The sequence below is a fragment of the Streptomyces sp. NBC_01320 genome, assembly GCF_035974375.1.
GTDB lineage: Bacteria > Actinomycetota > Actinomycetes > Streptomycetales > Streptomycetaceae > Streptomyces > Streptomyces yanii.
Map to the genome: position 1 here is coordinate 1,690,092 of NZ_CP108390.1, position 12,093 is coordinate 1,702,184.

Annotated in this window: 12 protein-coding genes; 7 read left to right on the forward strand and 5 right to left on the reverse strand. The window is 68.2% G+C overall.

The genetic code is table 11. The features are described from left to right. Positions 1 to 27: 27 nt before the first annotated feature. Genes OG395_RS08160 through OG395_RS08170 form a run of 3 tightly spaced genes read left to right on the forward strand, consistent with a single transcriptional unit; the run spans position 28 to position 3,986 of the window. The gene (locus tag OG395_RS08160) at positions 28 to 1,587 is read left to right on the forward strand and encodes a prenyltransferase/squalene oxidase repeat-containing protein (RefSeq protein ID WP_327242279.1); all 1,560 of its coding nucleotides are present in this window, start codon (positions 28 to 30) and stop codon (positions 1,585 to 1,587) included. Positions 1,588 to 1,647: 60 nt separating this feature from the next. Beyond that, positions 1,648 to 3,012 carry a cytochrome P450 gene (locus OG395_RS08165; RefSeq protein WP_327242280.1) on the forward strand — a complete coding sequence of 455 codons (1,365 nt, stop codon included), beginning with the start codon at positions 1,648 to 1,650 and terminating at the stop codon, positions 3,010 to 3,012. A 47-nt stretch (positions 3,013 to 3,059) separates the two neighbouring features. Beyond that, positions 3,060 to 3,986: a terpene synthase family protein gene (locus tag OG395_RS08170; protein ID WP_327242281.1), complete on the forward strand. Its 927-nt coding sequence runs from the start codon at positions 3,060 to 3,062 to the stop codon at positions 3,984 to 3,986. A gap of 488 nt (positions 3,987 to 4,474) precedes the next feature. Here the strand turns inward: OG395_RS08170 and OG395_RS08175 are convergent, their stop codons facing one another. Next, positions 4,475 to 4,942, reverse strand: a complete 468-nt coding sequence (locus OG395_RS08175; protein ID WP_327242282.1) for a MerR family transcriptional regulator — start codon at positions 4,940 to 4,942, stop codon at positions 4,475 to 4,477. A 51-nt stretch (positions 4,943 to 4,993) separates the two neighbouring features. On the opposite strand from OG395_RS08175, the gene OG395_RS08180 reads away from it, so the two are divergent. The 4 genes from OG395_RS08180 (at position 4,994) to OG395_RS08195 (ending at position 7,032) form a co-directional block, all read left to right on the forward strand. Continuing rightward, complete coding sequence (locus OG395_RS08180) at positions 4,994 to 5,659, forward strand: class II aldolase/adducin family protein (protein WP_327242283.1); 666 nt, start codon at positions 4,994 to 4,996, stop codon at positions 5,657 to 5,659. Continuing rightward, entirely contained in the window at positions 5,656 to 6,093 is a 438-nt protein-coding gene (locus tag OG395_RS08185) for a carboxymuconolactone decarboxylase family protein (RefSeq protein WP_327242284.1), read from the forward strand. The genes OG395_RS08180 and OG395_RS08185 overlap by 4 nt, the downstream gene beginning before the upstream one ends. Before the next feature lie 169 nt (positions 6,094 to 6,262). Beyond that, complete coding sequence (locus tag OG395_RS08190; RefSeq protein WP_327242285.1) at positions 6,263 to 6,637, forward strand: Fic family protein; 375 nt, start codon at positions 6,263 to 6,265, stop codon at positions 6,635 to 6,637. After that, a complete protein-coding gene (locus OG395_RS08195) occupies positions 6,634 to 7,032 on the forward strand; it encodes a DUF5958 family protein (protein ID WP_327242286.1) in 399 nt (132 codons plus the stop codon). The genes OG395_RS08190 and OG395_RS08195 overlap by 4 nt, the downstream gene beginning before the upstream one ends. Here the strand turns inward: OG395_RS08195 and OG395_RS08200 are convergent. From OG395_RS08200 to OG395_RS08215, 4 genes are all read right to left on the reverse strand, one after another. Further along, on the reverse strand, positions 6,999 to 7,418 hold the full coding sequence (locus tag OG395_RS08200; RefSeq protein ID WP_327242287.1) for a hypothetical protein: 420 nt from the start codon (positions 7,416 to 7,418) through the stop codon (positions 6,999 to 7,001). The genes OG395_RS08195 and OG395_RS08200 overlap by 34 nt on opposite strands. Before the next feature lie 154 nt (positions 7,419 to 7,572). Continuing rightward, positions 7,573 to 7,698 carry a hypothetical protein gene (locus tag OG395_RS08205; RefSeq protein ID WP_327242288.1) on the reverse strand — a complete coding sequence of 42 codons (126 nt, stop codon included), beginning with the start codon at positions 7,696 to 7,698 and terminating at the stop codon, positions 7,573 to 7,575. Between the two features lie 353 nt (positions 7,699 to 8,051). Continuing rightward, positions 8,052 to 9,767, reverse strand: a complete 1,716-nt coding sequence (locus tag OG395_RS08210; protein ID WP_327242289.1) for an IS1182 family transposase — start codon at positions 9,765 to 9,767, stop codon at positions 8,052 to 8,054. A 1,335-nt stretch (positions 9,768 to 11,102) separates the two neighbouring features. Further along, on the reverse strand, positions 11,103 to 11,981 hold the full coding sequence (locus OG395_RS08215; protein ID WP_327242290.1) for a sigma-70 family RNA polymerase sigma factor: 879 nt from the start codon (positions 11,979 to 11,981) through the stop codon (positions 11,103 to 11,105). Positions 11,982 to 12,093 lie beyond the last annotated feature (112 nt).

Below are 12,093 nucleotides of genomic sequence, written 5' to 3' on the forward strand. Positions count from 1 at the left end.
TCAGAACCCCGAGAAGGAAGTCGCCCCATGAGCATCAGCACGCCCATCGGCACGTCCTACGCCGAACGAGCCACCAGTCTGGTGGCCAGGGCCGACCAGGACAGTTGGGGAAGCGTCGGTCCCTCCCTGTACGAGACGGCCCGCGTCCTGTCGGCGGCGCCGTGGCTGCCCGCGGAGCCACGGCGGATCACGTACCTGCTGGAACAGCAGGCGCCTGACGGCAGTTGGGGGGAGGGGCCGCTGCCCTACCGGCTCCTGCCGACACTCAGCGCGGTTGAGGCCGCGCTCGCGGTCCTGCGAAGAAGAACTGCGTCCGCAGAGGTCACCGGCCGGCTCACGGCCGCGGTGAACAGGGGCCTCGACGTACTGCGCGCGCTGCCACCGGTATGCCCGTGGCCGGACACGGCTGCAGCAGAAATACTCGTACCCAGCCTGGTAGCCGAGATCAACGAGAAGTTGGGCTCCCTGACCACCGGCGAGGACATGCCGGGTATCGGTAGCTTCCGGCTGCCGGTTCCGGGCGGCTTCCACGAGTCGGCACCTGCTTATGTGGCCAGACGGTACGAGTCGCAGGGCAGCCTACCCGTCAAGTTTCACCACACGTTTGAAGGCATAAGCAGCTACATACCGTCGGCTCTCGTCCCTGACGTCGAAGGCCTGCTGGGCAGCTCGCCGGCCGCCACCGCGGCACGGGCAACGCGGTCACCTGCCACTGTCGCTCAGGCCGTCGCCGACCTCACAGCAGTGGCGCAGCGCTACGGCGGTCTCTTCCCCGAGGCCGCACCCCTCCGCGTGGTCGAACGGCTATGGACCGCCGCCGCGCTGGCGCGCGCCGACCTGCCCGCTGCCGCTCTTCCCACTGTCCGCGAGTGGGCCGAGGAGATCTACGATCTTCAAGGCGTGCGCGGTGCGCCCGGCCTCATGACCGATGCCGACGACACCGCCATGTCCGTGCTGGTTGCCTCGCTCGTCGGCCTGCCACACGACCCGGAACCGCTGGACCTGTTCCACAACGGCAGCCACTACGACTGCTACATCGGCGAGGACACCGGATCAGTCACCGCGAACGCCCACGCCCTCCGGGCCCTCGTGAGCTACCGGCGGCACTGCCCGACGGAAGAGGCCACATACGGCCCCCGAGCGGCGAAGCTGTGCGACTGGCTGATTGGCCAGCAGCAACCCGAGGGACACTGGACCGACAAATGGCATGCCTCCCCCTACTACGCCACCGAGCGGTGCGTCACCGCGCTCGCGCAGTACGGCGGCCACCACGCGTCCAGGGCCGTCCAGAGGGCCGCCGCGTGGACCACTGACACTCAGCGCGCCGACGGCTCCTGGGGCGTGTGGGGCAGCACCGTCGAAGAGACCGCATACGCCGTCAAAATCCTGCTGAGCGCCGCCACCCCCGCACCGCAGCCGCAACACACCCGGGCCCTGGACCTCGCCGAGACATACCTGCGCGCTGCCTCGCACCCCAGCCACCAGCACCCCGCCCTGTGGCACGACAAAACCCTGTATGCGCCCACCGCAGTAATCGAAGCGGAGGTGCTCGCTGCGCGGGAGATGCTGCGCACCCGTAGCAGCTGAGCGGAGCACCATCACGCCCAGGGACCACACAAACCACAAGCGAGGGAAGAAGACAGGCACATGACTGCCGACCTACGTATTGCGCCGATCGCCCCCGGGCGGGTACCGCTCATCGGGCACGCCTTGCCGCTGCTCAGGGACCGCCTGGCCTACGTCCAACGCCTGCGCACCTACGGGCCCATCGTGCGACTCGTCATCGGCCCGAAGAAGACAATCACGGTGATCAACTCGTTTGAGCTGCTCCAGGAGATGCTCACCCGCAAGTCCGACCACTTCAACAAAGGACTGCTCTTCGACAAACTCAAGATCTTCGGCGGAGACCCCCTGCCGGTCGCAGAAGGCAAACCACACCTGAAGCGGCGCCGCCTGATGCAACCCGCCCTGCATCGTGAACACGTCAAGGGCTACATCGAGAGCATGCGCGCCACGGCGGAACCCTCCGTCTCGGCCTGGCGCGACCAGGAAATCCTCCATGTGTGCAACGAGATGCAGCTCATGGCCCAGGGGGTCGTCATGGCGGCACTATTCTCCTCGAACCCGGAGCGCGAGCCGGCGCAGATAATCCTCGACAGCGTCGACACGGTCTTCAAGGCTGCCCTCATGCACGCCATGGTGCCCAGCCCCACACTGGAGCGACTACCAACCCGCGGCAACCGCAGAGCCCGGGCCGCCAACGCCGTCCTGCGCAAGGCCATCGCGGACATACTTGCCGACCACCGGGCGAATCCTGACGCGTACGACGACCTCGTCGCGCTCCTCATGACCGTCCAGGACGGGACGGGCGGAAACCTGAGCGACGAAGAGATCACGGCGGAGATCACTGCCCTGCTCGCCGCCGGCTCCGAGACCACCGCGGTCACCCTCGCATGGCTGTTCCACGAGATCGCCCGCAACCCGGAGCTGGAGCGCAGGCTCCACGAAGAGGTCGACACCGTGCTCGCCGGAGACGAACTCACCGCCGAACACATACCGCAGCTCGCCTTCACCCGCAGGCTCATCGACGAGACCCTGCGCCTGCACAACCCCGCCTGGATCCTGACCCGGCGGACCATCTCACCGGTGCAGCTCGGGCAGTTCAACCTGCCTGCGGGAACAGATGTGATGTGGAGTCCGTACGCGATGCACAGAGATCCGGACCTATACCCCGACCCGCTGCGTTTCGACCCCGATCGCTGGCTGCCCGAGCGCCCTCAGCCACCCAGGGGAGCTTTCATCCCGTTCGGGGTCGGCAAGCGGATGTGCATCGGCGACCAGTTCTCCCTGATGGAAGCCGTCGTCATTACGGCGCTCATCGCGTCACGCTGGCGGCTGAGGCCGGTACCTGGCGCAACCGTCCGGCCGGTGCCGGAGATCACCGTGCATCCCTCGTCCCTCGACATGATCGCCGAGCCCAGAAGGCACGCGGTCGCGGAGACCGCGGTATGAACGACTCCCCCCGTGCTTCGGCCCCCTGGCCCATTGACCCCCTGCCGATGCCAGACCTCCAAGGTTCTTTTCCCGGCCCCTTCGCAACCAGCCCGCATGCCGAAGCCATCGAGCGGCAGACCGCCCACTGGCTCCACAACTTCCCCCTTGTCCGCTCACCGAGCGAGCAAAAGACCCTCTGCAACATCACAGCCCAGGGGGTAGCTCGCGTACTGCCAACGGCCGACCGGGACGGCGTTTTCCTCTGCGCTGATCTCTTCCTGTGGCTCACCGCGTTCGACGACGCACACGGCGAGGCCGAAGGGGCCCGTGACACCGCCCGCCTGGTCCGCCGCATCAGTCAATGTGTCCACCTCCTCGCCGGTCACGACGAGCCGCCAGGCGAGGCCAGCGTCTACACCGCCGCGCTACAGGACCTCCTCGGCCGGTTCCGGGAACGGGCCACGCCCACGCAGTACGTACGGCTCACCGCGCACCTGCGGGACAACCTCTTCGGCATCCTCTGGGAGGCCCATCACCTCGACAGGCCCGACCAGGTCACCCTGAGCGACTATTGCGCGATGCGCCCACACACAGTCTTCGTCCGGACCGTGATGGCGACCGCGGAAGTCGCGCTCAGGTACGAACTTACCGAGGACCAGCGAGCCTCGGCAGCGGTTCGTGAACTGGAGAAGGCCATTGCCGACCTTGCCGGGTGGATCAACGACCTTGCCTCGTACGCGAAGGAGACACATCGCGGTGGCCCGGCCCCTCTGAGCCTGCCAACACTGCTGATCCGACAGCGCGAGTGCGACCTCGAAGGGGCGTTCCGCCTGGCCTCCCGCATGTGTGAAGACCAAGCCTCCACCGCACGCCTTCGAATCACCGAACTCGCCGTCAACAGCAAGAGCGCACTCGCGGATCACGCTCGCGCCATGGAAGCCGTCGCAGCCTCCTACGTGTGGCACATAGGGCACGCCCGCTACGAGCGTTAGCCGATTAGCCGCGCCGTTCGGCGTCCTTGGCCACCTGCCGACGCAGCCGCAACTCCACTGGCCCTCCGTCCGCCTTTCCTGACGGTGCTGGTCACAGCCACTCGTTGATGGCCGCTACGAAGACAGTGGCCTCGTAGCGGACCGCGAGCTCAGCGGTTGCTGTGGTGCCGCCTGCGGGGTGTGCTCTTGCTGCCGTACAGGCGGGCACTGTTGCGCTTCGGCGCGAGCGAGGACAGCACGGCGTGCGGCTTCGGCGCGGGCGCGATGGTGGATCCGGTGGGCGGCGGGTGTGGTCGAACTGCGGGGCGATTTGACGGGAAGATCACCCCGGCGGGAAACCTGTTCGACCCGCACGTTCCATGATCGGTTGAGATACAGCTACTGACAGGGGTCGGCGCCTGGCGGTTGCGCCACGAGGCGGCGTCTGGGCTCGACTGGCGTTGCCACGAAACCTGTACTTCGCAACCAGCCAGTCCCCCTCAAACAGTTCACGGCGCCGGATCCGGCGTCTGCCACGCCGCCATCTGCTCTCGGAACTTCGGGCATCTGACGATGTCCTCTTCGCTGCATTTGAGGGCATGGGTCAGGAGCTGATGGGCGTGGTCGAGATCGACCAAGCGCTGCTCAATCTCGGTGATCTTGGCGCGGATCATCGCCTTTCTGCGTGGCTGCTCCAGCTGGAACTCGCTGATCTCGACCAGGGTCAGCCCGGCCTGCTGGCACTTGCGCAGTACCGTGATCCGCTCGGCGGCCTCCGGCGGATAGCGCCGCTGGCCGCTCTCACGCTCGGGCGCGGGCAGCAGGGCGTGGCGCTCCCAGTACCGGATGGCCGAAGCGGGCACTCCGGTGATCTCGGCGAGTCGGCCGATCGGCATGCGCACGTTCCGCTCCTCCTGCTCCTCGTCGATCCCGGCATTTGACTTAAACCTTAGTTCAAGTTGAAGAGTCGTCGGCACGTGGACAGCGGCGAACGAGCGGCCGCTGGCAGCAAACTTGGAGATACCGCTATGAGCGACACGTACGTACGGAAAGAGCGGGCCGACCAGCTGGTGGTAGCCGCGGAGAAGCTCTTCGCAGCCGGGGTGATGTCCCACTCCGGGCACGCCAACCTGAGCGCCAGGCTTGACGGTGAGCGCCTTCTGCTGACGCCGGGGTTCGTCCGCGGCCTGCGGCCCGAACAACTGGCGACCGTCGGTTTCGACGGGCAGGTCCTGGAAGGCGAGCTGCAGTCCGTCAGCGCCGAGATCATCGCCATGCACAGCGCCGTGTACAAGGCCCGCCCCCACGTGGGCGCGATCATCCACACCCACTCGCCGTCCGCGACCGCCTTCGCCGTGGCCCACCGGCCGCTGCCCTGCCGCACCGAGCCGATGCTGCGCTTCGGACAGGCTGAGGACGTCCCCGTGGTCCCCTGGGGACCTCGCGGATCGGACGTGTCGGTGCGCGGTATCGCCGACGTGCTGGAACGGTGCCCGACGACGGCCGCGGTCCTGCTGGCCAACCACGGCCTCTTGGTGTTCGGCCCGGATTCGGCGGCCACCGCCCACCTCGTGGTGGCGATCGAGGAGAGCGCCGAAGCCGAGATCGCCGCCGCGGCGATCGGCGGGGCCGTGGACTTCCCCCCGGGCGCCCAGGAGGCCGTGCGCGCCGCGATCGCGCGGGCCAGGTCATGACGGACGACACCCTCGCCTCCCGTACGGAGGCCATACGCGACCGTTACCGCTCCACCCTCGGAACCGTTCCCGGCGCGGTGCAGGAAAGGCTGCGCCTGGCCCAGGAGTTCGGCCGACTGCCGACCGAAGAGGCGATCGCGGCACTGCGCCACATCGTGCTGACCGACAATCCGCTGGGAGCGCGGGTGCAGCAGCTCGTCCACTTCGGGCAGCTGCTGTCCCTTGGCCGGGCACACCCCGCCCGGATCCACGCCCAGGGCGCACTCCACGCCGGAGCTGGCATCGCCGACCTCATCGGCGTCGCCGAGACCGCGCTCATCACCGCGGGCGTGCCGGCGTACGCACTCGGCACCGAGATCATCGCCGAACTCCTGCCGCACGGAGACGACGAAGAGCGACCATCGGATCGTGCGGGCGGCCCGGTCCGACTCTGAGACAGAAGTCCAACTCAGCCCCGGCCGGGGCCGCACCCAGCCACGCTGGGCCCGCGGAGCCGGCCGGGCCGCCGCGCGGACGGGCCGGCCGCGCAGAGGCGGGGGTCGGTGAAGGTCTTGGTCCAGCCTGCTGGGGCTGTCATTGACCGGATGCGGTGAGAGGAGCGCCTTGGGGGCAACTACCGACTTGTGGTCCTGGTTGTCGGCGTTGTCGGGCGGGCGGCCGGGCCCCGGCTGTGAGTGGCGTGGAGGTCTCGCCGTTGGCGCCGGGAGCACCCGCCCGGACCTGCCCCTCCCCTCGCGTGCCGCCCGGACCTACCTCGACGTCCTGTTCTTCCACCCCTTCGAGGACGGCAACGCCCGCGCGGCCCTGCTGGCGCTGGCCTTCGTCCTGGCCCGCGAAGGCGTCTCCCTCGACCAGATGCACCCGCTGCAGGCCACTCGCTGGGCCGACGACGCCGAGGGTGCGGCCGAACTCGCGGTCCTCCTCGGCATCCTGATCACCGCGGCCGAGCGCCGCCTGTCCCACGGGAGGCAGTCATGAACGAACGCGATGTCCTGCTCAACGAACTTGCCCAGGGGCTGCGCCCGATGTCAGAGGGCATTGAGTGGTTCGACGGCCTCGGCCCGGAAGAGCAGTCCGAGGTGCTGCTGTTCCTGCGCCATCACTGCGTCCAGGCGCGCGCCGTCGCCGAGGACGCACCGGAGAGCATCCGCCGTGCCGGGCTGCGCCCGACGCATACGCCCGCAGTGCTGATCACACGCGGCCGGATCGACCAGCAACTGGGGAAGATCGCCTGTCTCACCCCTCTCGACGAACGCCGCAAGGCGTTCAGGCTGCTGATCGCGGTGCTCACGATCGCCGACGCACGGCGCCGCGAGCGCTCCTGCTTCGGCGGATGCGGTCACTGGTGGCACAGGCTGTCCGCCGCTGACTGATTGCATCGGCCGGAAATGCAGAGATCCCGTCCGCTGACCGATCGGACGGGTCGAACGGGTCGTGAACTCTCCTTGAGCCAACTCAAGAACAGTCGTCGACGACGAGCTAACTCAAGAACAGTCGCCGTAGTGTGGTTGTCGACCTCCACGAACAACACCGGCACCAGGTCCTCCGGCGCGGTCAGGACCGCATCCGCGCGCAGGCTCCCCCTGGCCGGTGTCGTGAACGTGCCCGCGACCGGAAGGGCGACTTCGGTCTCCCAGCCCCGCAAATGACCCAGCCCCTGCGGCCGAACCGGGAGCACCCGCTCGGGTGCGGTGCGGCGGGCGACGGGCTTCGTCGGCAGCGGTGGCGACTGGCGGAATGCGTCGATCGTGTCCGTCACCGCCAGGGCATACGGGGCGCCGGCCTTCGCCGCGTCCCTCGCGGTGCCGCCCATCTCCCGTACCGGCCGCCCGTTCGCCCCCCGGACTGGACGTGCGGCCGACCGACTCCATGAGCCCGGCGTGGCGCAGGTCCTTGCACGCATTGCGTACCGTCTACAGGTCGGCTGTGCCCGGCAGCACCAACTGCCGCAACTGCTTCGCCGTCGCGACCTTCACCACCCCCAGCGCCAAAAGCACCAGACCCCGCGCCCGGGCCGTCGAGTTGTACGGCCACTGCACCCGCTACCCATCGCTCCCCCATCCCTGGCCGACACCGCTGCGGACAGTGCGACTGCCCGCAGCCCGCGCCGCCGCGACCCAATGGCCCCCTTCACCGGCGATACACAAGCCGGTAAACGGGGTGTCGGAGCGGCGGGCAAGCCACGAACTGGGCGCTGACCTGCAGAGCAACCGGTCACCTCGTCAGCGATCACTGCAGGGCAGAGTGTAGGGGCGACTGTAGGGAAAACCACAAGGCGTGACCAGGGCCTGACGACCCATAGGTCACCCATCAGCCAACGCCCGGAACGCGAGCGGTCATGGCGAGTAGCGGACCATCCGCTCGATGGTGACTCTGCTGCGCAATTCCTGGGTCAGGCTGCGAGTCGGTAGGCGAGGCGTTCGAGGCGGCTGCTGCGGGTGTGATGCTGGTCGTGTCCGGTCCAGTAGGCGTCGAGTCTGATCACGTTGAGCGCGGTGGCGGAGAAGGCGTGTTGGAGGCGGACTTTCGGCAGCCCGCGGTAGCGGGCCTGGCGTATGCCGGTGATGTCGAGGGCTTGATTGATAGTGCCTTCCACGCCCGCTCGCAGGGCGTACTTGGTCTTCCAGCTCTCCGTTTTCTGCTCGGCGCGGGCCTGGGCGAGGGCTTCTTCTGGCTCTCTGGGGCGCAGGGTGAGCATGCGGCGGCCTTTCGCGGAGCTGGTGCACTGGTCCCGGAAGGGGCAGGGGCGGCAGGTGCGGACGCCGAAGGTGATGACGATCGCGTCCGTTCCGTGCTGTTTCACGGGGTTCCAGTGCGCGCTGGTCTTGCCGGCGGGGCAGCGGACCTGGCGGGCCTTCCAGTTGATGGTGAAGGCGCTCTTGTCGAAGCCGGTAGCGGCCTTGGCCTGGGCGGAGTGGTCCAGCAGGACCGGGGTGACCATATGGGTGCCCTGTTTCAGCGCGGCGGCGATGAGGTCGGCGGATGGATAGCCGGAGTCGAGGTAGTGCTCGGCGGGCCTGATGCCGTGCTCGGCCAGGCGTTGTTGGACCGGGGCGGTCGCTTTCACATCGGGCACGGTGGCATCGGTGGTGCACACGTCCGTGATCAGATTCGGTGCCGCCCGAACACCGGCTTCGGCTTCGGCTTCGGCTTCGGTGGGAGTGTCGCAGGTCTCGGTGAGGTGGACCTTGTAGCCCATCCAGAACAGATCCTCGCCCTTGGCCGCCCAGCGTGCGTTCGCGTCGTAGGGGGAGGCGAGGCGGCGATGACCGGGCGGGACACCCTCGTCGTCGGCGGCCCGCTTCTTGATCACCTCCCGTCCCCTGGTGTCGGTGCTCAGGCAGTAGGTCTGGACGAGGATCTGCCGCAGGATCTGTACGGACTCGATCTCACGGATCCATGGGGGTGTGCCGGGTGACCAGGCCGCCCGGCACAACGCCAGCGCGTCCTGGCCGAAGACCTGCGCGAGCCGGTCACGTTTCGTCTGCGAGGCGGGCATGCGCCAACCGTCCACCCGCGGCCCATACCGGTGAGCGAACTCGGCGACATCGACCTGCCCGGCCAGCCACGACGGCGCCGCGACAGCCAGGGCCTCCAACGCCGCCCGCACACTCTCCCCGGCCAGCTCGAGGCGATTCAAGTCCCGCACCGCACTGATCACATGGGTGGAATCGGTCCGCTGCTTGCCCCCGGCCGCGACCAGCCCCTCCTCCTGGCAGTACTCAAGGAGACGATCGAAGATCACCCGTTCCATGCCGTTGCCGACCAGCCGGGAACGGAACCTGCTCAGCACGCTGGCATCGAAGCCGGTGTCCGTCAGCTCCGCCCCGAGCGCGTACTTCCAGTCGATCGCCCGCACCGCCATCGCCGCGGCCTGCCGATCGGTCAGATCCTCCGCGAACTGCAACACCGTGACCAGGCACAACACCCCCGGAGACAGACCCGGAGCCCCACGCACCCCGAACGCCGACGCGAACGGCTCGTCCGCGAAGACCTCCGCGAGCCGGTCTCGCACCCGCATCGCCAGGCTCCCCCGCGGGAACGCCGCCCGCGCCACCAGCACGGTCTGCTCCGGGACTTCCGGCAGCCCCTTCGGCCGCATCGACATCCACACCACCCCCACGGCCGCACGACAGGACAACGACCACACGAACGATCATCGCGCGCCCACCCTCACCCCCGCACGGAATTGCGCAGCAGAGTCGATGGTGAGGTCAAAGACCGGCAGAGCTCCGGTGCTGCACCGGACACCACTCACCACGCCCCATGACCGACCAGACACCAGCAGACGAGCAGGCAGCGGGCCAACCAGGTGACGAACACGCCGCCCGCTCGCGCGTCACCGCCCAGGCACCCCACCCGGCACCGAGAATGAGTCCGCAGCGCCCAGGCCGACCCTGTATGGCGCCAGCTCCCTGAAGCTCTCGGAACGGCGCCGTGTCACCGCCCTCCCGGGAGCCACGGCACCCACGACCGGCAGGCGGGCGACCTTCGCCAGCCGCACCGCCGACCGGCCGTGGTGAGACCCCAAGAAACCCACCACGGCTCGGGTCCACAGCCCGATAGCGAGTTCCACTCACCACGCCCATCCGCAGATGACCGGCAGGCAAGCGCCTGGCAGTGGCATCGGCTTCGAGGGGACAACTGCCGCGGTTCAAATCGCCGGGCGTCTCCTCGCCGCGACCGCCCGGCCGAGAGTGGCACCATTCCTCGACCGCCCGACCCAGCAGGTTGCCGCATTACCGGGGACCGGTGAATCTGCGCAACGGCCAACCAACCTGCGCAGCCCGCCATGCCAACCAGAAAAGCCCACGTCAACGGACTGAGCTCCCATCCCTGGGCACAGATTGGCTGAACGACACCACCCCAAACCCAACGAGTCAACCTGCGAAACCGTAGGTCAAGAAATCGACTCCTGCCCAGATCCACTGACCGACGACAGCTGGTGTCTGATCTTCAGAGCGACACTGTCTTCTACGGGGGCGATCTTAAAGCTCGGCTGGAGGCAGCCAACGTCCCCGGGCTCGAGCAATCTGAGCAGCATCGTCCGGGTGTTGCCGTCGGACAACGAGCGGCGAACGAGACGAACAACGTCCGTGTGGAAGGTATCCGCGCGTGTGCGAACCACCCGGAACGGTGGCCGGACGCCTACCGGGAAGGCGTGGTGCAGGTACTGTTCATCAACGAGGACGGCCAGGCTCACGCCTACACCGCTGCCAGCGCGGACTGCGCAGCCGAACTACTGCAACACCATCCCGCACCCGAGCGCGTCCTCACGGAGCTCTCGACCGTGCTGGCGGCGGCGTCATGGTCGCTCGCTTTCCAGCACAAGCATGCCGAGATCCTTACCGCCATGAAGGACGCGCAGGCAAAGATGCCGAGCCAGGCAATCGGAATCTGGGCCAACATCATCGGAGAGCTCGAAACCCGCGCCCCCAGGGACTCACGCAGGATCCGGCAGGTCCATCAGCGCGAGCTTGGCCGGGTCGATCACGACCGTGATGTCGGTGATCCGGCCGTCGACGACGGTGAACGCGAGGACCGAGAGCGGGGTGCCGTCCTCGCGCCAGGAAATGATCCCCGGGAGGCCGTTGACGAGTACCGTCCGCCCCTGCGTGGCTGCGCTGGCGGACAGTTGCGCGCCGGCTGCGACTTGGGTGGCGCCGAGGGTGACGACCACGCCGGACGGGGTGTCGACGGTCAGTTTCACCTCGGGGTCGAGTACCCGCAGCAACTCCGCGAAGTCGCCGCGACGAGCCGCTGCCAGGAAGACCTGGACCACATCGTGCTGCTCCCGTCCGACGCCGGTCGGTCGCTCAATCGTCTGCACCTTCCTGCGGGCGCGGCTGGCGAGCATCTTGGTGGCGGCGGTGGACTTGCCGAGGATCTGGCCGATCTCGTCGAACGGCACCGCGAACAGGTCGTGTAGCACGAACGCCAGCCGCTCGCTCGGCCCGAGCGACTCCAGAACAACGAGGAGCGCAAGCCCGACCGAGTCGGCGAGCACCGCGTCGTCCTCGGGAGCAGGGTTGTCGTCGAGCCTCACCACGAGCTCGGATAGGCCGTCGTCGTAGGACGCCTCCGGGCGGGCCTGGCGCGATCGCAGGACATCGAGGCTGATCCGGCCGACCACCGTGGTCAGCCAGCCGGCGAGGTTGTGGATGGTCGCCGTGTCCTGGCGGGAGAGCCGCAGCCATGCCTCCTGGACCACGTCCTCGGCGTCGGCGTGCGACCCGAGCATGCGGTGGGCGACCGCGCGCAGCCGGTCGCGCTGGGCCTCGAACCTCTCGGCTATCGGGTCCGTCGGGCTGGTGTCGGACATGTTGTTACCTTCCTCGGCTCTGCTCCGTCATGGGTGGTGACGGGCCCGAAAGGGCGCAGGTAACCGATGAACCACCGATGAAGGAGTAAGGGCTCGCAGAGAATCAACGTGT